This window comes from Nocardia sp. NPDC050413 (assembly GCF_040655475.1).
GTDB classification, from domain to species: Bacteria; Actinomycetota; Actinomycetes; order Mycobacteriales; family Mycobacteriaceae; genus Nocardia; species Nocardia coubleae.
In genome coordinates, this window is sequence record NZ_JBFAJZ010000004.1 from 63,025 (window position 1) to 83,373 (window position 20,349).

General features: G+C 65.5%; 24 protein-coding genes. 11 read left to right on the top strand and 13 right to left on the bottom strand.

The window, feature by feature from the left end:
• The first annotated feature begins 108 nt into the window (after positions 1-108).
• Entirely contained in the window at positions 109-567 is a 459-nt protein-coding gene (locus AB0I19_RS12605; RefSeq protein ID WP_067637835.1) for a DUF4307 domain-containing protein, read from the top strand.
• Between the two features lie 240 nt (positions 568-807).
• Positions 808-1,299 carry a transcription elongation factor GreA gene (greA, locus tag AB0I19_RS12610; RefSeq protein ID WP_067485978.1) on the top strand — a complete coding sequence of 164 codons (492 nt, stop codon included), beginning with the start codon at positions 808-810 and terminating at the stop codon, positions 1,297-1,299.
• A gap of 96 nt (positions 1,300-1,395) precedes the next feature.
• On the opposite strand, the gene AB0I19_RS12615 is transcribed toward greA, so the two are convergent.
• Entirely contained in the window at positions 1,396-2,538 is a 1,143-nt protein-coding gene (locus tag AB0I19_RS12615) for a cystathionine gamma-synthase (protein WP_181696617.1), read from the bottom strand.
• 99 nt (positions 2,539-2,637) lie between these two features.
• Here AB0I19_RS12615 and AB0I19_RS12620 point away from each other — a divergent pair, with 99 nt between their 5' ends.
• Complete coding sequence (locus AB0I19_RS12620; RefSeq protein ID WP_067485621.1) at positions 2,638-3,819, top strand: acyl-CoA dehydrogenase family protein; 1,182 nt, start codon at positions 2,638-2,640, stop codon at positions 3,817-3,819.
• A 22-nt stretch (positions 3,820-3,841) separates the two neighbouring features.
• Here the strand turns inward: AB0I19_RS12620 and AB0I19_RS12625 are convergent, their stop codons facing one another.
• Positions 3,842-4,150 carry a hypothetical protein gene (locus AB0I19_RS12625; RefSeq protein ID WP_357147877.1) on the bottom strand — a complete coding sequence of 103 codons (309 nt, stop codon included), beginning with the start codon at positions 4,148-4,150 and terminating at the stop codon, positions 3,842-3,844.
• A 161-nt stretch (positions 4,151-4,311) separates the two neighbouring features.
• Here AB0I19_RS12625 and AB0I19_RS12630 point away from each other — a divergent pair, with 161 nt between their 5' ends.
• A complete protein-coding gene (locus tag AB0I19_RS12630; protein ID WP_357147880.1) occupies positions 4,312-4,659 on the top strand; it encodes a DUF6401 family natural product biosynthesis protein in 348 nt (115 codons plus the stop codon).
• 58 nt (positions 4,660-4,717) lie between these two features.
• Here AB0I19_RS12630 and AB0I19_RS12635 read toward each other — a convergent pair whose 3' ends face one another.
• Entirely contained in the window at positions 4,718-5,587 is an 870-nt protein-coding gene (locus AB0I19_RS12635; protein WP_357147883.1) for a hypothetical protein, read from the bottom strand.
• A gap of 201 nt (positions 5,588-5,788) precedes the next feature.
• On the opposite strand from AB0I19_RS12635, the gene AB0I19_RS12640 reads away from it, so the two are divergent.
• The 3 genes from AB0I19_RS12640 to erm all read left to right on the top strand — a co-directional run bounded on the left by AB0I19_RS12640 (position 5,789) and on the right by erm (position 8,600).
• A complete protein-coding gene (locus AB0I19_RS12640; RefSeq protein ID WP_357147886.1) occupies positions 5,789-6,427 on the top strand; it encodes a helix-turn-helix domain-containing protein in 639 nt (212 codons plus the stop codon).
• Positions 6,424-7,593 carry an NAD(P)-binding protein gene (locus tag AB0I19_RS12645; protein ID WP_357147889.1) on the top strand — a complete coding sequence of 390 codons (1,170 nt, stop codon included), beginning with the start codon at positions 6,424-6,426 and terminating at the stop codon, positions 7,591-7,593. The genes AB0I19_RS12640 and AB0I19_RS12645 overlap by 4 nt, the downstream gene beginning before the upstream one ends.
• A 185-nt stretch (positions 7,594-7,778) precedes the next feature.
• Positions 7,779-8,600 (top strand): 23S ribosomal RNA methyltransferase Erm, encoded by an 822-nt coding sequence (erm, locus tag AB0I19_RS12650; protein ID WP_357147892.1) that lies wholly within the window; start codon positions 7,779-7,781, stop codon positions 8,598-8,600.
• 270 nt (positions 8,601-8,870) lie between these two features.
• Here erm and AB0I19_RS12655 read toward each other — a convergent pair whose 3' ends face one another.
• The 9 genes from AB0I19_RS12655 to AB0I19_RS12695 all read right to left on the bottom strand — a co-directional run bounded on the left by AB0I19_RS12655 (position 8,871) and on the right by AB0I19_RS12695 (position 16,251).
• Positions 8,871-9,317 (bottom strand): XRE family transcriptional regulator, encoded by a 447-nt coding sequence (locus AB0I19_RS12655; protein ID WP_357147895.1) that lies wholly within the window; start codon positions 9,315-9,317, stop codon positions 8,871-8,873.
• Positions 9,298-10,011 carry a hypothetical protein gene (locus AB0I19_RS12660; RefSeq protein ID WP_357147897.1) on the bottom strand — a complete coding sequence of 238 codons (714 nt, stop codon included), beginning with the start codon at positions 10,009-10,011 and terminating at the stop codon, positions 9,298-9,300. Before AB0I19_RS12660 ends, AB0I19_RS12655 begins: the two co-directional genes overlap by 20 nt.
• 40 nt (positions 10,012-10,051) lie before the next feature.
• Positions 10,052-10,189, bottom strand: a complete 138-nt coding sequence (locus AB0I19_RS12665; RefSeq protein ID WP_357147900.1) for a hypothetical protein — start codon at positions 10,187-10,189, stop codon at positions 10,052-10,054.
• A gap of 280 nt (positions 10,190-10,469) precedes the next feature.
• Complete coding sequence (locus AB0I19_RS12670; RefSeq protein ID WP_357147903.1) at positions 10,470-10,970, bottom strand: hypothetical protein; 501 nt, start codon at positions 10,968-10,970, stop codon at positions 10,470-10,472.
• 71 nt (positions 10,971-11,041) lie between these two features.
• A complete protein-coding gene (locus AB0I19_RS12675; protein ID WP_357147906.1) occupies positions 11,042-11,941 on the bottom strand; it encodes a hypothetical protein in 900 nt (299 codons plus the stop codon).
• Positions 11,938-12,294, bottom strand: coding sequence for a hypothetical protein (locus tag AB0I19_RS12680; protein WP_357147908.1), 357 nt, complete (start codon positions 12,292-12,294; stop codon positions 11,938-11,940). The genes AB0I19_RS12675 and AB0I19_RS12680 overlap by 4 nt, the downstream gene beginning before the upstream one ends.
• Positions 12,287-13,114 (bottom strand): hypothetical protein, encoded by an 828-nt coding sequence (locus AB0I19_RS12685; protein ID WP_357147911.1) that lies wholly within the window; start codon positions 13,112-13,114, stop codon positions 12,287-12,289. The genes AB0I19_RS12680 and AB0I19_RS12685 overlap by 8 nt, the downstream gene beginning before the upstream one ends.
• 277 nt (positions 13,115-13,391) lie before the next feature.
• Positions 13,392-14,774 carry a cystathionine beta-synthase gene (locus AB0I19_RS12690; protein WP_357147914.1) on the bottom strand — a complete coding sequence of 461 codons (1,383 nt, stop codon included), beginning with the start codon at positions 14,772-14,774 and terminating at the stop codon, positions 13,392-13,394.
• A 73-nt stretch (positions 14,775-14,847) separates the two neighbouring features.
• The gene (locus AB0I19_RS12695; protein ID WP_357147917.1) at positions 14,848-16,251 is read right to left on the bottom strand and encodes an MFS transporter; all 1,404 of its coding nucleotides are present in this window, start codon (positions 16,249-16,251) and stop codon (positions 14,848-14,850) included.
• Between the two features lie 206 nt (positions 16,252-16,457).
• Between AB0I19_RS12695 and AB0I19_RS12700 the strand changes: the two genes are divergently transcribed.
• The 4 genes from AB0I19_RS12700 (at position 16,458) to AB0I19_RS12715 (ending at position 19,379) form a co-directional block, all read left to right on the top strand.
• On the top strand, positions 16,458-17,339 hold the full coding sequence (locus tag AB0I19_RS12700) for an SGNH/GDSL hydrolase family protein (protein ID WP_067637858.1): 882 nt from the start codon (positions 16,458-16,460) through the stop codon (positions 17,337-17,339).
• A 49-nt stretch (positions 17,340-17,388) separates the two neighbouring features.
• The gene (locus AB0I19_RS12705) at positions 17,389-18,609 is read left to right on the top strand and encodes an acetyl-CoA C-acetyltransferase (protein WP_067485604.1); all 1,221 of its coding nucleotides are present in this window, start codon (positions 17,389-17,391) and stop codon (positions 18,607-18,609) included.
• Between the two features lie 90 nt (positions 18,610-18,699).
• Positions 18,700-18,957: a hypothetical protein gene (locus tag AB0I19_RS12710; protein ID WP_357147920.1), complete on the top strand. Its 258-nt coding sequence runs from the start codon at positions 18,700-18,702 to the stop codon at positions 18,955-18,957.
• Positions 18,954-19,379, top strand: a complete 426-nt coding sequence (locus AB0I19_RS12715) for a TA system VapC family ribonuclease toxin (RefSeq protein WP_357147923.1) — start codon at positions 18,954-18,956, stop codon at positions 19,377-19,379. The genes AB0I19_RS12710 and AB0I19_RS12715 overlap by 4 nt, the downstream gene beginning before the upstream one ends.
• A 69-nt stretch (positions 19,380-19,448) precedes the next feature.
• On the opposite strand, the gene AB0I19_RS12720 is transcribed toward AB0I19_RS12715, so the two are convergent.
• A complete protein-coding gene (locus tag AB0I19_RS12720) occupies positions 19,449-20,303 on the bottom strand; it encodes a Bax inhibitor-1/YccA family protein (RefSeq protein ID WP_181696633.1) in 855 nt (284 codons plus the stop codon).
• Positions 20,304-20,349 lie beyond the last annotated feature (46 nt).

Below are 20,349 nucleotides of genomic sequence, written 5' to 3' on the forward strand. Positions count from 1 at the left end.
CACTCACGTCTCGTTCACCATCGCTCTCGCTCGCGGGTGTCAGAACTACAGTCCCTATAGTTCCATCCGACCCCACTTTTGTTCCGACCACCCCCGGGAGCGAGACCGATGACCGAGCCCGCACCGCACTCCGCCGCGAGCTCGGCCGCCTCAGCAGCGCGACACGCCGAACGGTATGGCACAAAACCACCGGTGCGTCGCCCCTGGGTGCTCGCTTTGCTCGGTGTCGGCGTGGTGGTCGCCGGCTTCGTGGTCGCCTATCTCGGTTTCCAGAAATACGGTCCGAAGGCGATCGAGACCGAGCAGCTCGGTTACGTGGTCGTAGACGACTCCACGTTGGAGATGCGGGTGAAGGTGACCCGCGACGAGCCGCGCAACGCCGTGGTGTGCTTCGTGCGGGCGATGGACCGTGACGGCGCCGAAGTGGGCAGGCGCGAGATTCTCGTGCCCGGCTCGGAGGCGACCAGCGTGCAGGTGAGCACCACGGTCAAGGCATCCAGCCGCCCCTCGGCGGGCGACATCTACGGCTGCACCGAGGACGTGCCCAGCTATCTGCGGCTGCGCTGACACCGCTCGATCGGCCCTGACCTGCATCTTTGTGAGACATGCTAAAATAGCTGGATACACGGTTCCGGGGCTCGGAGCCGTGTTTGCTGCATTGGCGGCCAGCGATGCTGTTTCCGGGTTACGGGTTCACCCCCAGGATCGCTCCAGCCGTCGGGCTGGTGCATGCCCTCCTACCGGGGGCGTGGCGCCGGTTTCAGGGAATCCCGGTGCGCCGGGAACAACTACTAGGGAGTGATCGAGATGACCGAGAATGTGACCTGGCTTACCCAGGAGTCGCACGACAGGCTCAAGAGTGAGCTGGACTCGCTCATTGCCAATCGTCCGGTCATTGCCGCCGAGATCAACGAGCGTCGCGAAGAAGGCGACCTCAAGGAGAACGGTGGCTACCACGCCGCGCGTGAGGAGCAGGGTCAGCAGGAGGCGCGCATCCGCCAGCTGCAGGAGCTGCTCAACAACGCCAAGGTCGGCGTGGCACCCACCAAGTCCGGTGTGGCACTGCCCGGTTCGGTCGTCACCGTCTACTACGACGGCGACGAGAGCGACACCGAGACCTTCCTGATCGCCACCCGCGAAGAAGGCCTCGGCGCCACCGATCTCGAGACCTACTCGCCGAACTCCCCGCTCGGCGGCGCGCTGATCGACGCCAAGGTGGGCGAGACCCGCGAATACACGCTGCCCAACGGCAACACCATGAAGGTGACCCTGGTCAGCGCGGAGCCCTACCACGGCTGAACACGGCCGCCTCGAGCCCCGTGAAATAGAACCCGAACGCAAGCGGCCGCACCCGGATACCGGATGCGGCCGCTTCGTCATTTTCTGGTTCCCCGCTCAGCTCAACGCTTGTTCGATGTCGGCGAGCAGGTCGCTGATGTCCTCGATACCCACCGAGAGCCGGACCAGGTCCGCGGGCACCTCCAGGGCCGAGCCCTCGGTGCTGGCGTGGGTCATGGCGCCCGGGTGCTCGATGAGCGATTCGATGCCGCCCAGCGATTCGGCGAGGGTGAAGATCGTGGTGCGCGAGCAGAACTTGAGTGCCGCCTCCCGGCCACCGGCCAGGCGAACCGAGATCATGCCGCCGCTGCGGCGCATCTGCTTCTGCGCGACCTCGTAGCCGGGATGCGTCGGCATGCCCGGGTAGATCACCTTCGAGATGGCCGGATGGTTCGACAGGAACTCCGCGATCACCTCGGCGTTGTCGCAGTGCTTCTCCATCCGCACGGCGAGGGTCTTGATGCCGCGCAGGGTGAGGAAGGCGTCGAACGGGCCGGGCACCGCGCCCGCGCCGTTCTGCAGGAAGGCGAACGCCTTGTCGAGTTCCTGGTCGTTGGTGATGAGCGCGCCGCCGACGACGTCGGAGTGACCGCCGAGGTACTTGGTGGTCGAGTGCACGACGATGTCGGCGCCGAGCAGCAGCGGCTGCTGCAGGTACGGGGTGGCGAAGGTGTTGTCGACGACGAGCTTGGCGCCCGCCGCGTGCGCGATGTCGGCGAGGGCGGGGATGTCACCGATGCTCAGCAGCGGGTTGGTCGGCGTCTCGATCCACACCAGTTTGGTGTTGGGTCGGATGGCCGCGCGGACCTCGTCGAGGTTGGCGATGTGGGCGGGCGAGTGCTCGATGCCCCACTGGCTGAACACCTTGTCGATGAGCCGGAAGGTGCCGCCGTAGGCGTCGTCGGGGATGACGATGTGGTCGCCGGGGCGCAGCACCGCGCGCAGCGCACAGTCGGTCGCGGCCATACCCGAGGCGAAGGCGCGACCGTAGCTGCCCGATTCGAGGGCGGCGAGGTTGGCTTCCAGTGCCGTGCGGGTCGGATTGCCGGTGCGCGCGTACTCGTATCCACCGCGCATGCCGCCGACGCCGTCCTGGGCGAAGGTGGAGCTCGCGTAGATGGGGACGTTCACCGCACCGGTCTGAGGATCGGGTTCATATCCGGCGTGCACGGCCCTGGTCGAGAATCCCAGCTCACTCATGGACTCAGACTAGATGCCCGGATCCGGCCGTTCGCGCACGGGTATCACGCCTGCACGAAGTGCCCGATTCGGTGACGGCGCCACGGTTAAGCTGACGCCATGGTGACCGTGGAAGAGTTGTTCGCGATCGATGCGTTGCTGTCCCCGGAGGAGCGTGAGATCCGGGATACCGTCGCCCGATTCGGCGAGAAGCGCCTTCGCCCGCACATCGCGGAGTGGTTCGAGGCAGGCACCTTCCCAGCCCGCGAGATCGCACCCGAACTCGGCAAGCTCGGGCTGCTCGGCATGCACCTCGAGGGGTACGGCTGCGCCGGCGCGTCGGCCACCGCCTACGGCCTGGCCTGTCAGGAACTCGAGGCGGTGGACTCCGGTGTGCGCAGCATGGTGTCGGTGCAGGGCTCGCTCGCCATGACGGCCATCCACTTCTTCGGGTCCGAGGAGCAGAAGCAGCAGTACCTGCCCGCCATGGCCGCCGGTGAGCTGATCGGTTGCTTCGGGCTCACCGAACCCGACTACGGCTCCAACCCCGGCGGCATGCGCACCCGCGCGCGCCGCGACGGTGACGACTGGGTGCTCAACGGGTCGAAGATGTGGATCACCAACGGCTCGGTCGCCGATATCGCCGTGGTGTGGGCCTATGCCGAGGAACCCGGCGACGACAAACCACGGGTGCGTGGGTTCCTCGTCCCGGCGGGTACCCCTGGATTCACCGCCCGGGAGATCCACCGGAAATTGTCGCTGCGCGCATCCCTCACCGCCGCACTGGATTTCGATGACGTGCGCCTGCCCGCCGACGCGGTACTTCCCGAGTCACGCGGGTTGAGTTCGCCGCTGGCGTGCTTGAGCGAGGCGCGCTTCGGCATCGTCTTCGGTGCGCTGGGCGCCGCCCGCGACTGCCTCGCCGCCGCCGTCGACTACGCCCGCACCCGCGAGGTGTTCGACAAGCCGCTCGCCGGCTACCAGCTCACCCAGGCCAAGCTGGCCGATATGGCGCTCGAGCTCGGCAAGGGACAGCTGTTGGCCCTGCACCTCGGCCGGTTGAAGGACCGCCACGAGATCACGAGCGAACAGATCAGCGCGGGCAAGCTCAACAGCACGCGCGAGGCGATCCGCATCGCCCGCGAATGCCGCACGATTCTCGGCGCCAACGGGATCACCCTCGACTACCCGGTGCTGCGGCACGCGAACAACCTGGAGTCGGTGCTGACCTACGAGGGCACGGCCGAGGTGCATCAACTGGTGCTCGGCAAGGCGCTCACCGACGCGAACGCTTTCCGCTAGGCCGGTCGATTTCGACGCCGGATCAGTCAGTCGAGTCGGCGGGCGCGGGGCGGATCATTCCGCCGGCGAAGACGAGGGTGAGCGTGAGGGCGACCACGGTGAGCACAGTGAGAGCGACCGGGAGGGTGAGGCCGAGGGGGACTCCGAGGGCGGTGAGCGCGGCGACTCCGCCGCTACCCCAGATGAAAGCCGCGACGAATCGGCCGAGCACCCGCGCGTAAGGCCGGTGCCGCAGCAACCCCGTGACCCCGGAGCGCGCCGTGTAACCCGCGCCCGCGGCGACGACAGGATTCGCCCACAGCAGCTGAACCGCCGAATCGGTGACGTGCACCGTAGATCCTTTCGCTCGCCGAGCTGGTTTGCCGAAAGTTCTCCCGAATCGGTTATACCTGCCCAGAATCCATCGGGGCGGCACTTCACGCAAGTCTGTGCATAGGATCGTAAAGTTGCGCCGCGTTCGCCGGTCCATGACGGGTTCGCTACCATCTGGTGGTGTTTTCGCTCGGCCCCGCACTGCTCGAAATTTCGGCACGGCGACATCTGCGACAGTTGAACATCGAATACGGCGCCCCCGCGGCCGCCGCCGCCGCGCAGCACCCCGGGGTGCTGGCGCAGCTGGACCAGCACGCCGCCGCCGTCCGCGACATTCTCGAGTACGGAGTCGAGGAGTCGGCGCGGCTTCCGCTCGCCATCCTGCTGGCCGGATACGTGCGCGGCCTGCTCGATCAGGTCGTCGCCGAGCGGGCCGGGGTCTTCGCCGGCGTGGCACCGCAGACTTGGCACGACGCCGACTGGCTGCAGTATCGGCTGGCCGCCGTCTGCCACCACGCCTGCGCCTGAAACCGGAATCGGCGCTCCGCCACCGAAGCGGTGACGGAACGCCGGCGCCGGTTGGTTCCTACCTCGCGGTTTCCCCGCCCCAGCCGGGCCGCTGGCCCGTCTGCGGGTAGCCACCGGCCTGCGGGCTGCCACCCGCACCGGGAGTCGCCCATTCCTGCTGGGTCTGCTGGGTGTGCGAACCCGGCACCCGCTGACCCTCGCGCGTCACGTCCTCACGACCGCGCTGGTAGGCCTGCGCCTCACCCTTGAGCGCGGGCATCTCCGATTCGATGTTGCCGAGCCAGTTGCTCCAGCGCTGCTCCATGGGACGAACCAGGCCACCGCCCACGCCGACGACGAGGATGCCGCCGATCGTGGCGAGCACGGCGATCAGGATCGGGGTGGTCACCGTGGTGGCGACACCGATCTGGTTCAGGGCGGCGATGATGCCGATCGCCCAGATGAACACCGAGGCGATCTTGCCGAGCAGCGAACCGTAGGACAGCCCGCCGAGCGCGTTGGTGACCAGTTCGCCGACCGCGTGCGCGACCGCACCCGCGATCACCACGATCACGATCGCCACCGCCGCCTTCGGCAGCCAAGCCACGATGCCGGTGAGCAGGTCACTGACCGGGTTGGGGCCGAACACACCGAAACCGATCTGCAGCGCGATCAGCAGGATCGCGTAGTAGGCCAGTTTGGCCAGCAGATCCGAGGCGTCGTACTTGCTCTTGGCCATCATCTTCTTGATCTGGCCGCGCTCGACCAGCCGGTCGAAACCGACCCGCTCGAGCACCGCGTTCACCACCTTCGCCACTACTTTCGCGATGATCCAGCCGATCAGCAGGATGGCGATGAAGGCAACCAATTTCGGCACGAATTGCGCTACCGAACTCCAAGCGTCATTGAAGCCTTGCTGGAAGTCGATCGCGACGACGGAGTTGTCCACAGCACTTCCTTTCGCTCTTCCCGCCCGATTTGCCGAGAGTGTCATCGGAGGCTTACCCCCATGAATCGGTCCGAACCAGCCGGTTGCGAGAAAGTTGCCTACTTTCTCGCACGTGGGATGAGCCACACGATCCGGCTCTTGCGCGCGGAGCGATCGCGGCCCAGTCTGTAAGTAAGTGGTTACTTACTGCAGGAGGTGCCGGTGACGCCGTCGACGCGCGAGCGGATCATGACCGAGGCGCTGCGGCTGTTCGGTGAGCAGGGGTTCGCCAAGACCTCGGTGGCTCAGATCGAGCGAGCCGCGGGGTTGTCCAGCGGAGCCGGCGGGCTGTACCGGCACTTCCGGTCCAAGGACGAACTGCTGGTCGAGGCGGTGTCGTCGCGACTGTCCGAACGCGGCGCGTTGGAGCTGTTCCTGGCGCCGGACTTCTCGATCACCGCCGCGCTCGCCCCCGCCGGATCACTGGTCGACAAGCTGACGGCGCTGTGCCGGATCGGCCTGGACCGGATCGACCACGATCGCGATGTGAACCGGATTCTGATGCGCGACAACTCGGTTCCCGCCGACATGCTCGAGGTCTTCCGACAGCAGGAGTACGCCGTTGTCATGCCGGTGCTCACCCGGGGACTTGCCGAGCTGGCCGGAACCCCTGGGCGCGAACAGGACTGGGAGGCCACCGCCGCCGTGCTCGTCGGTGCTATCGCGCACTTCTGGCTGATCCGCGACATCTTCGACGGCGACCATCCGGCGAATGTCGAGGCCGAAAGCTATCTGAGAGCAACCGCGGAAATGATCGCCGCCCGACTCGAATGGGCGGGCAACGAGGAGGAACAACCATGAACACACCTGTCACGGTGATCGGAGGCGGCCTGGCCGGACTCACAGCGGCCATCGCGGTCGCCGAAACCGGTGCGGCCGTGCGTCTTCACGACGCACACAGCACGCTCGGCGGTCGGGGCCGCGCCACCGAGCCACCACATGTGGTGCACGAGGGCGCGCATGTGTTCTACGCCGACGGACCGCACTACACCTGGCTGAAGAAGCGCGGCTTCGTCGACGGACTCGGCTGGCCCTCCCCCCTCGACGCGGCGAAGGTCGCGTTCCGGTGCGAGGGCACGCTGCGCCGGATGCCGCCGATCGCCATGCTCCGCGCACAAGCCCGAACTCGCCTGACAGCCCCGGTGGACATCGATTTCCACACCTGGGCGACGGAGCGCTGGGGCCAGCGGACCGCGACCCGGATGGCCAACGCGATCAGTGTGGTCACCTATGACGCGGAGACCGGTCGGCTCTCGGCCGCGTTCGTCTGGGACCTCTTCCAGCGTGTCCTCGGGGCGAAGGTTCCGGCGGTGCGCTGGGTGCGCGGCGGGTGGCAACGCACGGTGGATCGTATGGTCACGCGGGCAACAGAACTCGGCGTCGCGATCGAAACCGGTTCGCGCCTGGACAGCGTGCCGACCGACGGCCCGGTGATCGTGGCGACCGACCTGGATTCGGCGCGCCGTCTGCTCGGCGACGAAATATCGCGCGGCACATCCGGGTTCGCGGCTCTCCTCGACATCGCCGTCACCAAGGACCGCCGCGACCGCAGCCTGGTGTTCGACCTGGACGAAGGCGGCTTTCACGAGTCCTACACCATGCAGGACGACTCCATCGCTCCCGCGGGCGAATCCCTCTACCAGCTCCAGATGCCCGTCCGCCCGGGCGAATCCCGCGATGCCGCCCACCACCGCCTCGAAGTCTTCGCCGACGCCGCCATCCCGGACTGGCGCTCCCGCAAGACCTTCCACCGCAAAGCCACCGCGAAGAACCGCACCGGGGCCCTCCACCTCCCGGGCACCACCTGGCGCGACCGTCCGGCCGTCGATCGGGGCAACGGGGTGTACCTGGCCGGTGACATGGTCGCCGCGCCCGGCATGCGCGGAGAGATTTCCATCAATAGCGCGTTGATCGCCGCCGAGTCGGCGGTGGCCGCCCTGCGCACACGAACGGTCAGCGGGGCGTGAAATTCGGTTGCGACCGAATGGACCGAGTTCTAGCGTGATCCGCATGTCGTGCTCAGTATTCATCCGCATCCGCCACGCCCGGGCTCTGGCCCGCTAGCGGACGCGGATCTGCACTCTCGCGTCCACCGGCGCGCCCAGGGCCCATCGAGACTCTTCCGACTCGATGACCCGAAGGGGCAACTGCCGTGGCGCAGGACCATTCACACAAGAACTATTCACACACCCAGCGCAAGATCGCCGCGCGTGGGAGCCACCGTACGTCGCGTGACTCGAACAGAAGGACGCTGTCACAGAACTTCCTGGTGGATCCCCGTGCGGTCGAACTTCTGATGACCGTCGCCGATCCAGCCGGTACCGTGCTCGAACCCGGTGCGGGCGAGGGCGTGCTCACCCGGGCACTCGCCCGGCGTGGGGCCGAGGTCACCGCCTACGAAATCGATCCACTGCTCGCGGCCAAGCTCTCGGCCCAGACCAGAGGTGAGCTCGGAATCCAGGTGATCCGAGGCGATTTCACCAAGGCCAAGGCCCCGCGCACCGAGTTCGCGGTGGTCGGCAACATCCCGTTTTCGGCCACCGCACGGATCGTGGACTGGTGCCTGAGCGCACCAGCCCTCACCTCGGCGACCCTGCTCACCCAACGCGAGTACGCCCGCAAACACACCGGCGACTACGGAAGGTGGAGCCTGACAACCGCCCTGACCTGGCCATGGTTCGACTGGCAACTACGCGGCCACATCCACCGCACGAGTTTCCGCCCGATCCCGGCAGTCGACGCCGCCATCCTGCGACTCGACCGCCGCCCGACACCCCTTGTCCCCCACCGCGACTCCTACACCGAACTGGTACGCACCGCATACTCCGGTATCGGTGGCTCGGTCGGTACCGCACTGCAATCGCGCTACCAGGGAGTGGACACGGCTCTGCACAGCGCAGGCATCGCCCACGACACGGTGGTCGCCTATGTCCACCCGGAGCAGTGGGTGAACCTACACTCCGCGTTGGCTTGACCGATATCCCGCAGGGCTGTCCACGGCGACCGCCCTGCGGGACTTCATCGTCACTCTGATCGCGCCGCCGTTTCGCTGCATGCTCACCCCAGACGATCTTGCGCAGCACGACGCCGGGCATGCTCGGCGTCCACTCCCATCGGCTCAGCCCATCGCCGCCACACGCCCCGCCTCGGTCAACGAACCGTGCTCGCCCTGCAGTCGCTGCGCCGGCTCGATCAACCGATCCCGCTGCGCCCGCATCAACCGACCATCCGCGTCCCGAGCGGGTCACGCGACCGATCGGTGGCGGTCTGCCACGCGACGAATTCGTACCATCATCGTCGAGGAGGGGACAACCTTGCCGCTCATGTAGGTGGACAGTCGTGAGCCGGAAGTTCCCACGCTGGCGGCGAATTCGGTGCTGGTCAACCCAGAATCGGCGACCGCCCGACGCACTTCGTCGGCAACTTCTCTTCGCTCGTCGGCCTCGGCGCGCTCGCGTGCCCGCTCGAGTAGGCCCTCCATCAACTCGGCGACCCCATAGGGACGACTGTGCGAAAGGACCTCTTCCAACCGACGCGCGATCCGCCCCCACGGATCGCGCCGCAACTCCGCACCGATCCGCCGCCAATCACGAAGGTCGCCACGCTCCAACGCGGTCTGCACCGCTTCGGTCGGCCATTCCGAAACCGGCGCGTCCGGAGAGATATTCAGATTACGAAACTGGACCATCATCCCCGCCTCCCGCGAGAGCTATCGCCACTTCCCGACACCGATCCCGCACTCGATTCCAATCGTGCCATTTGTGATCGAGATTGCGATACGCCGCCAACTGCTGAGTGACCGACGGGTCTGCGGGGCGCGGATCAGCGAGCTGACGCGCTATCTGAGAGGAGACGGGCAGTCCATCGATCCGCTGGTCGGCGTAGTAGTCATCGATGTGCGCAAGCACCGTAACCGCCTCGGCGATCCCCATCGCATCTGTCATCGCGGCCACATCGAGATAGTCGCGGGCCTGGTTGCGCCGCACAATAAGGAAGGCCTTGATACGCAGCGTTTCCGCAGCCGTCGGTACACACAACTGGCGCCCCGAGGGGAGTTCGATCGTCGCCGTTTCCAGCGGCCGAGCACGGATCAACTGCCGCACCCCAGCCTCGATATCGCCCAGTCTGCCAAGGATCAACTTCCCCGGCCGCACCCGGTTGGTAACCCACTCCCCCTCGGATTCGATGGCCTCGAGCACCATGTCGAAACGGTCTCGCAAGTCGCGCAGAACGTGGTCGTGGTCATAGGAGTCACGATGCCCCGCATAGAGCGCCGCCGCTGAGCCTCCGACCAGCACCGCATCCGGCACCAATGCCTGCAGCTTGGCGGCCGACTCCAGCACGGCACCAAGCTCATCACTAACGTCGTTCGGGTCGCCGGCCATGATGTCCACGTTATCACTTCTGATAATCAATCAGAAGAACTTACCCGGCGGGCGGTGGGGTTTCCCATTGCACCGGCAGCATGAACTGGTGGACGTAGCCGCAGTGCACACACACGACCCCCGTCGCCCTTTTGTTGAGCCAGTCCCCGCCCATGAACGTCATCCCCGGCGTGTTCATGCTGACCTGACGATGCTGGAAGCGATCCCCGCGACACACCACGCATTGCAGGACTATTCGGCCTGCCACCATCACCCGAGCACCCTGCGGTGGGTTCACATCAACGCCCGCTGATGCTCGCTCGAGAGCCGATGTGCCCGATCGACCCAGCCCGCGAAACGTGTTGTGAGCTCGTCACGAGTACCGGGACGGAGAGCGACACGGCCCCCTCGGGTTTCAATGTAGCGTCCGTCGCCGGTGACATCGAGCCACGGGGGGAAACTTCCCATTGCTGGTGTACTCACCACTTGCCAGTGTCCAGCCGAGAAGTAGTGTCAACCAAAAAACGAGCTGCAGCTTCCAATTGTGCGTCTGTGACCATCTGGGGCCCGTACACAGTTTGAAGACTCGTATTCCGAATCTCGAACTGGGCATTCCAACCACCAACTCGCGCAGCCAGTTTCACGCCAGAGGCTTCTGATGACTCCGTTCTACTATCAGCTATCAATACGGTATGACCGACATCGATTGATCGATTGAATTCACTGAGACCTTCCGTTGGATCGGGTGAGGGATCGGCCCGAGATTGCCAGTAGCCGATCAGATCCACGTCACGCCGGATAGGACAATGACCGCCGATCTCCATCGTTCCATCCCGATTGTCGAGTGGGTAAACGCGGGCAGCTGCAATGCCGAGTTCTACGGCAAAAAATTGCAACACCGCATCACACAACTGGCCGTGCGTAATTGAACTAGGCGTGAACGGAAAAGCTGCGGTCGACGTTGCCGTTTCCTCCTTCATAGCTTCTCGGCTATCAGTACCACACCCCCCAATTAGCAACGCCACAGCCAAAACAGCGAACCCTGCAACCTTCATGAGCTCGCCACAACTACTGTGGTACCAGGATCCCAGTCAGATTTGTCCCCATCACTCGTGGTGGCATCACCGATTACATCACGCAACCCACCAGTATAGGCCGCAGATACTGCTGGCGGCCATTTATTATAGTGAAGGCCGTCAATAATGGAATAACTCTGACCAATCATGTTATTCTCGGAGATTCTCGACGCCGCGCTTGTAGCCATGGCGGAAACTACACCCAAAATTAGTGTCTTGAGGTTCTCGATCGAAACTGCCAGATTGCTGGTTGCATCGATATAGTCCCCTAGAGCAAAAGGGTTGACGACGACTTTTACCGTCGATGACAGGAGTCCTCCCACGAGCCCAGTCACCTCGGTTATCATTTCTCTGGACTTGAGCGCAAGCTCAGAATACAACGCCAATTCGGCCATAGCCAGATTGCCGATGCTTACCGCAATTTGCTCGCATGCGAGCGGCAATGACTCAAGTGCAAGTTTTTGCCTCTCACGGACTCCAACATAGGCCGCTGCAGCGTCGCCCGCCCAATTCTTACTCAAGTCTGTATTATCGAAATCCGCCCGAGCCGCTTGTATCAGGCCTTTAAAATTTCGCCATTCATCCGAAATCGTGAGGAGCTGGACCGGAATCTCAAGGTCTGGGTCGGTAATTTCTAGCTTGTTCCATGCCTCGCGGATCGCAGAATTGATGCTGTCCCGATCTTCGTAGAGGTCATCGATAGCACGTTCACTGGTGAATACTGTAAATACGCCAGGCCCCAGATAACCAGCACGTATTGATGCAGCCAATATGCCACAGAATTCATCGACTTTATCTGGCAGGTTGCCGATTTCATCGATGTTTTTTCTGATCGTTACAATCTCATTGTTTAACTGATTGATCAAATCGGTCATGCCCCGCCCTCCACTTGCCCTTGGAGTCGGCGCACCTCGGCCGCAAATGTTTCGTCGGTATCAGCGTACTGGTTAAGAGCGTGTTCGAGCACATCAGCAATCTCATTGAATACTGCCGCCCCTTCATTGGCCCGGTCCCGAAAATAAGCCGGCGCAGGCTTATACTTACTCAGGGTCTCGTCGAAAGTCCCCACAGCCGACGAAACCCCCGGTTGAACCGGTATATTCACAGCGGAATTTATCTCAAGCTTGTTCACCATCGCGCTCGCAGCCTGAAAATCCTGTGCGCCTGCACGCCACATCTTGATTGCATGCACCATTGCCTGAGCGGAATGTCTCAGTTGATCACTCATTATTCCCCACCCACTCATCCAAGAGCCGCACCCGGTGGCGGTCCACGTGATACTTCAAGTCCTCAACTGAATATCTCGAATAGTCGCCGCGAGGCTTGAACTGCGGACGCTCCGACCGCAGGTGGTCGACACACCATAGAACCTCGTCCACTATTCGATCGGCATGAACGCTGGCCGCCCACCGCGCTTCGACTTCAATTGATCGCAGATAACGCCTGTCACCGGTTATCACTACCGGCTGTCCACCGTAATCCATGACATGCCCGTGCACTTCGTGTCGGCTGCCACTGTTGACTGCGCTCGATACGGTACTGAATTCTTGCCACGTTTCAGTTTCCAGCAAGACCATAAGCATGATCCGGACTGTCGGTACGGCGTTGATAGAAAAATCAGCCGGAGAGGGGCGGCGTTTCCCAGAATACGCCGTTTCGAATTCGACTGACACCGCTTTTCGATACGCAAGCATAAGCTCATCCCCAACTTCGGTCGGGGCCACATACCGACCCCAACCTGGGCGCAAGTCGATGCTGGTCGGCAAAAGGCCACGATCGAGTTCCATGATGGCGAATCTTGATCCGACTTGATGGCTAGAGGATGCAGCATTGCTGAAATCATCCTGAGCCGACCATATTGATTCTGCGCCAAAGGAGCCTGTGGCGCGCAAGTCCGACGGGGGTACTGACTGGTTCAAGCCCACGGTGTTGGGCAAGGCTGCAGAGGTAACGTGCGACCCGTTGGAGGTCGGCTTTCGTATGATCGGTTCTTCATCCCAAAACTCATCTGGGTCGTCGTAGTGGTTGAACCAACCTTGTGCTGCCATCACTTCGCCCCGAAATGTGAACCGAAAGCCGCTCGTAGCCGTGCCTGATCCATCTGTTCTTGAATCCCCCTGCCGCTCCGCTGACTCCCAGGCAGTCTCGCCGGACCTGCTAGCGATGTCAACTCCGGAGACCCCATTAGATCACTCGGGCCGAGACCGGTTCGAACCCGCGTTCTGCGACAATGGCGTCACCGGACCGGATTATCGTCCACCCAACCACCACTACGGAACCCCAGCTCATCGCCGCTATTAGAGCGGCCTTCGCGTTGGTCTGACCTCAGATCGAGCCGGTGCTGAGGAAGCCGAGCAGGTCGTGGCGGGTGATGACGCCGACGGGCTTGCCGTCTTCGACGACCATCAGGGCGTCGGTGTCGGACAGGGCCTTGGTGGCGGTGGACAGCGGCTCACCCGAGCCGATCAGGGGGAAGGACGGGCTCATGTGCTGGGCCACCGAATCGGTGAGCTGGGCGCGGCCCTCGAAGACGGCCGAGAGCAGGTCGCGTTCGGTGACGCTGCCCGCCACCTCGCCCGCCATCACCGGCGGTTCCGCGCCGACGACCGGCATCTGCGAGACACCGTATTCGCGCAGGATCTCGATGGCGTCGCGCAGGGTCTCCGACGGGTGGGTGTGCACCAGGTCGGGCAGCTCGCCCGACTTGCCGCGCAGCACGTCACCGACCAGCGGTTCCGGGCCCGACTCGAGTGGAGTGGTGAGGAAGCCGTAGGAGCTCATCCACTTGTCGTTGAAGATCTTCGACAGGTAGCCGCGGCCACCGTCGGGCAGCAGCACCACGACGACCGCGTCGGGGTCGCGCCGGGCCACCTCGATCGCGGCGACGACGGCCATGCCGCACGAGCCGCCGACGAGCAGGCCCTCTTCCCGGGCCAGGCGACGGGTCATCTCGAAGGAGTCGGCGTCGGAGACGGCGATGATCTCGTCGGGCACGGCCGGGTCGTAGGCGGTGGGCCAGAAGTCCTCACCGACGCCCTCGACGAGGTAGGGGCGGCCGGTGCCGCCGGAGTACACCGAGCCCTCGGGGTCGGCGCCGATGATCTTCACCTTCCCGCCCGAGATCTCCTTGAGGTAGCGGCCGGTGCCGGTGATGGTGCCGCCGGTGCCCACACCCGCGACGAAGTGGGTGACCTTGCCTTCGGTATCGGCCCAGATCTCGGGGCCGGTGGTCTCGTAGTGGCTTTCCGGGCCGCCCGGGTTGGAGTACTGGTTGGGCTTCCAGGCGCCGTCGATCTCGCGGACCAGACGATCGGAGACGTTGTAGTAGCTGTCGGGGTGCTCCGGCGGCACGGCGGTCGGGCAGACCACGACCTCGGCGCCGTAGGCACGCAGCACGTTGCGCTTGTCCTCGCTCACCTTGTCGGGGCAGACGAACACGCACTTGTACCCGCGCTGCTGGGCGACCAGGGCCAGGCCCACACCGGTGTTGCCCGAGGTGGGCTCGACGATCGTGCCGCCCGGCTTCAGCAGGCCCTCTTCCTCGGCGGCATCGATCATCTTGACCGCGATGCGGTCCTTGGAGCTGCCGCCCGGGTTGAGGTATTCGATCTTCGCGGCGACCAGGCCCGCGTTCGGGCCGACCACCGAGTTCAGCCGAACCAGTGGGGTGTTGCCGATGAGGTCGACGACATGATCCGCGATGCGCATGAGCTCCATAGTTGCAGAACCTCGCGCGCAGGTCGCGACCTGGTCCGACAGTGTGTGCCAGCACACCGGTCCATCAACCGGCGGCGCGACGCCCCGACAGGCCGACAGCGGTGACGACTGCCCCGGCGAGAACCAACCCCACGCACCACCACAGTGCGCCGCGATAGGCCGCGGTGACGGCGTCGGCGTCGGCGTAGGCGTGCCCGGAGAGCCCGACCAGCAGCGGCAACGCGGCGACGGCGAGCAACCCGGCCGTGCGCGAGACCGCGTTGTTGATGCCACTGGCGACCCCCGCCCGACCCGCCGGTGCGGCGGCGAGGACGGTGCCGGTCAGCGGGGCGACGAGCATCGAGAGGCCGAGGCCCATGGCCAGCATCCCGGGCAGGATGTCGGTCACGAAGCCGGGATCGCGCGGCACACCAGCCAACAGCGCCAGCCCACCGGCCAGGATCAATGCGCCGATCACCATCGGCCTGCGTGGCCCGAACCGGGTGGCGACGGCGCCGAAACGCGCCGCGAGCAGGAACATCAGCACACTGATCGGCACGCTCGCCGCCCCGGCCGCCAACGGCGACCAGCCGGCGCCGATCTGGAGGAACAGGGCGATGAACACCATCGATCCGGACAGCGCGGCGTAGACGAGCAGCGTCACCACGTTGATGAGGGTGAAGACGCGGTCGGCGAACATCTCGGGCGGCACCATCGGATACCGCGCCCGCCGTTCGACGACGACGAAGGCCACGGCAGCGACCACACCCGTCGCCGCGGCGCCGACCGTCGCGGGCGTGGCGCCGGTGTCGGGCCATTCGGTGAGCGCCCAGGTGACCCCGGCCAGCGCCACCGGCGCGAGCACGATGCCGGGCAGGTCGAAGTGCTTGCCGTCCGCGCGTTCGTCGCGGGATTCGGGCGCGCCGCGCAACAGCAGCAGGGTGAGCACGGCCAGCGGCAGATTGATCGCGAACGCCCACCGCCACGACAGCCCCACCAGCCACCCACCGAGCACCGGACCACCCGCGGTGGCGACGCCGAGCATGCCGGTCCAGGCGCCGATGGCCCGCATCCGGTCTTCACGAACGAACGACGACTCGACCAGCGCCAGGCTGCCGGGTGTCAGCAGGGCAGCGGCGACACCCTGCAACAGCCGTGCCGCGATCAAGGTTTCGATCGTCGGCGCGAGCGCGCACAGCGCGGAGGTGACGGCGAACGCGGCGACACCCCAGGCGAACATCCGTTTGCGGCCGAACCGGTCGCCGAGCGCGCCACCGACGAGGATCAGCGAGGCGAGTGCGAGGGTGTAGCCGTTGATCACCCATTGCAGGGCGGCCAGGTCGGCGTGCAGTTCGGAGCCGATCCGGGGAAGCGCGACGTTGACGATGGTGCCGTCTAGGAAACCCATCCCCGAGCCGAGCACCGTCGCGGCGAGCAGCCGTCGCCCGGCCGGTTGGCCGAGTCGCAACAGCTCGGGCGCCTTACCCACTCCCGCACCATAGTCCAGCGCCGCGCGGTCAACGCGTCGGCGAGCGGTTCCGACGCGCAACAACTGATCTCGTCAGGACATGGGTAACTCACCGGGAACCGGCTAACTCACCCCTCTCACAAAAGCTTGCCGCGCCCCGAACTCGCCCCGCACCTGAGTCTGGCCAAAAGACGCGGGGAGGCGGATGAGCCGTAGAATTTTCGGATGTGAGCGCACCTCGAATCAGCTGGCGCACGGCCGCGGTCACCGGCGCCACGACCGTCCTCGCCGGGTCGGGCGCGGGCACCGTCTCCTGGGCGACCTACCGGTTGCTGATGACCCAGGCAGGCGCCGCACGCGCGGTGATCGGCCGCGACACCTCCAAGCCCCCAGAGGCCGACGGCGTGTACGCCCCCGGTGCGAACCTGCCCGAGCCGTGGCGCAAGAACGTCCCGTTCGACCTGCACCTGATGATCTTCGGCGACTCCACCGCCGCCGGTCTCGGCTGCCTCGGCGCCGCCGACGTGCCGGGTGTGCGCCTGGCCCGCGGCCTGGCCGAGGCCACCGGCATGCGGATCCGGTTGAGTACCAAGGCGATCTCCGGCGCCACCTCCAAGGGCCTGGCCGGGCAGGTCGACGCGATGTTCATCGCGGGCCCGCCGCCGGATGCCGCGGTGATCCTGGTCGGTGCCAACGACATCACCAAGAAGCATTCGATCCGTGCCTCGGCCCGCAGGCTCGCGCAGGCGGTATCGCGGTTGCGCGAGGCCGACGCGCTGGTCGTCGTCGGCACGTGTCCCAATCTCGGCACCGTCACCGCCATCCCGCAGCCGTTGCGCACGGTGGTGGCGAACTGGAGTGTGCGGCTCGGCAAGGCGCAGACGGTGGCGACCACGCTGGCCGGGGGAATCGCGGTGCCGATGGGCTCGCCGCTGGTCGCCTCGGAGTTCCGGGCGGCTCCCGAGATCCTCTTCGCGACCGACGGTTTCCATCCCTCCGCAGCCGGTTACGAACTCGCGGCCGCCCAGTTGTTGCCGGTGCTCGTCTCCGCGGTGCGTGGCCGCCCTGGTCTTCCTGTCGCGCAGAGCGAGACGTACATTCACGAATGAGCGGTATGTACAACAGCCGTTCGCGCCAGCCTTCCGAAAAGGAGTCCTCATGCCCGAGGCCGTCATCGTTTCCATCGCCCGCTCCCCGATCGGCCGTGCCGTCAAGGGGTCCCTGGCCGGGATGCGCCCGGACGACCTGACCGCGCAGATGGTCCAGGCCGCGCTGGCCAAGGTCCCTGCCCTCGACCCCACCCAGGTCGACGACATCATCCTCGGCACCGGCTCCCCCGCCGGTGAGGGTGGCTTCAACCAGGGACGCATCGTCGCGGTGAAGCTGGGCCTCGACGTGGTCCCCGGCACCACCGTGCACCGCTACTGCGCCTCGTCGCTGCAGACCACCCGGATGGCCTTCCACGCCATCAAGGCGGGCGAGGGCGACGTGTTCATCTCCGCCGGTGTGGAGACTGTTTCCCGCTACGCCAAGGGTTCGGCCGACAGCTCGCCCGACACCAAGAACCCCGAGTTCGCCGAGGCCGAGGCCCGCACCGCCAAGACCGCCGAGGGCGGCGCGGGCGCGTGGCACGACCCGCGCGAGGACGGCCTGCTGCCCGACGCCTACATCGCGATGGGTCAGACCGCCGAGAACGTCGCCTCGCTCACCGGCATCAGCCGCGAGGACCAGGACCACTGGGGCGTGCGCTCGCAGAACCGGGCCGAGGAAGCCATCAAGAACGGCTTCTTCGAGCGGGAGATCACCCCGGTGACCCTGCCCGACGGCACCGTCGTCAGCAAGGACGACGGCCCGCGCGCCGGCGTCACCTACGAGGCCGTCAGCCAGCTCAAGCCGGTATTCCGCCCCGACGGCACCGTCACCGCGGGCAACTGCTGTCCGCTCAACGACGGCGCCGCGGCGCTGGTGATCATGAGCGACACCAAGGCCAAGGAGCTCGGCCTCACCCCGCTGGCGCGCATCGTGTCCACCGGTGTCTCGGGCCTGTCCCCGGAGATCATGGGCCTCGGCCCGATCGAGGCCGTCAAGAAGGCGCTCGCCCTGGCGGGCAAGTCGGTCGCCGACATCGACCTGTTCGAGATCAACGAGGCCTTCGCCGTGCAGGTGCTCGGCTCGGCGCGTGAGCTGAAGATCGACGAGGACAAGCTCAACGTCTCCGGCGGCGCCATCGCCCTCGGCCACCCGTTCGGCATGACCGGTGCCCGCATCACCGCCACCCTGCTGAACAACCTGCAGACCTACGACAAGCAGTTCGGCGTGGAAACGATGTGCGTCGGCGGCGGCCAGGGCATGGCCATGGTCATCGAACGCCTCAGCTGATCCCCTCCACGAGGCGGCGGCCCGGAGCACCAGCCCCGGGCCGTCGCCGATTCAGGACCATTGACGACCCCACCGTGCTAATATGCTTTTATGCGCACAACGGTTGACCTTTCTCCCGGCCTCATGCAGGCCGCGAAGCTGGCAGCTGCCGCACGTGGAATCAGCCTCAAGGAGCTGTTCACCAAGGCACTCGCGCGCGAGGTGGGTGCGTCCGCCTCGCCACAAGTCGGCCGGGTCGTGTTCCCGCTGGTCGGGGCTGCAGATGACAGTCGCCCACCGCGTGAGATCACCAACGCCGACATAGCCGATATTTTCGCCGCTGAGGATGCCGACCGGTACGGGCGATGACGCTCGTCGATGTCGGCCTGTGGCTGGCAGCCGTCTATGGCAGGCATGTCCATCACGGCGCAGCGGTGAAGTGGTTCGAAGGCCAGAGCGGCGGCTTGGTCTTGTGCCGGGTGACCCAGACGGGTCTCCTTCGGTTGCTGTCCAACCCGGCGGTGATGGATACCGAGGTGCTGTCGCGTAGCGAAGCCTGGCGAGTCCTCGATCAGTTGGCTGCCGACGAACGAGTGCAGTGGGCAGACGAACCGGCCGCTCTGGAACCAGTGTTTCGCGCGTTGTCGGCACGCAACGACCACAGTCACAAACTTTGGACCGATGACTACCTGGCCGCCTTCGCGCAAGCGAGCAACGCTTCAGTAGCGACCCTCGACCGCAAGTTCGCCGCTCGCTATCCCTCGGTCGATGTCGTTACCGTTTTCGCGTAGATGGAGATGTGACAAGCGCTGCGGCCCCACACCTATGGTGTGGGGCCGCAGCAATAGTTTCCAACTGTCTCAGTCCCGCTGGAAGTAGCTCAGCAGGCGGAGGATCTCGACGTAGAGCCAGACCAGGGTGACGGTCAGGCCGAGGGCGACGCCCCAGGCGGCCTTCTCGGGGGCCTGGGCGCGGATCAGCTGGTCGGCGGAGTCGAAGTCCAGCAGGAAGCTGAACGCGGCGATGGCGATGCAGACCAGGCTGAACACGATGGCCAGCGGGCCGCCGTCGCGCAGGCCGAAGCCGCCGTCGGTGAAGAAGCTGGCGATCAGGTTGCCGAGCATCAGGACCAGCACACCGACCATGGCGCCGAGCAGCATGCGGGTGAATCGCGGGGTGACCCGGATCGCGCCGGTCTTGTAGACCACGAGCATGCCGAAGAACACGCCGAACGTGCCGAGCACCGCCTGGCCGATCAGGGCGCTACCGCCCACACCACCGAAGGTGACATCGGTGAACATCAGCGACAGCGCGCCGAGGAACAGACCCTCGAACGCCGCGTACGACAGTACGAGCGCGGGGTTGTCCATCTTGTTGCCGAAGCTGGCGATCATGACCAGCACGAAGCCGATCAGGCCGCCGCCGATGACGAACAGCGGCGCCAGCGACGGGTTCGCCGACGACAGCGCGAAGGAGATGATCGCCGAGACGGTGAGCACCGCGAGGGTGATGCCGGTCTTGGTGACCACGTCGTCGATGGTCATGGCACGGGTGGCGGGCGCCTGCTGGTACTGCTGCCCGTACTGCTGACCGTATTCGCCGTACTGGTTGCCCAGCTGGCCTGCGCCGGTCACGCCCGAACCGAAGTTCGCGTAACCGCCGACTCCCTCTTGGCGAGGTAAGTTCTTGAACACCGGATTCGATGAGGTACGCACCGTGCGCCTTTCCTGGAGTGATGAAACGTCGTACAGCTCCAACTGC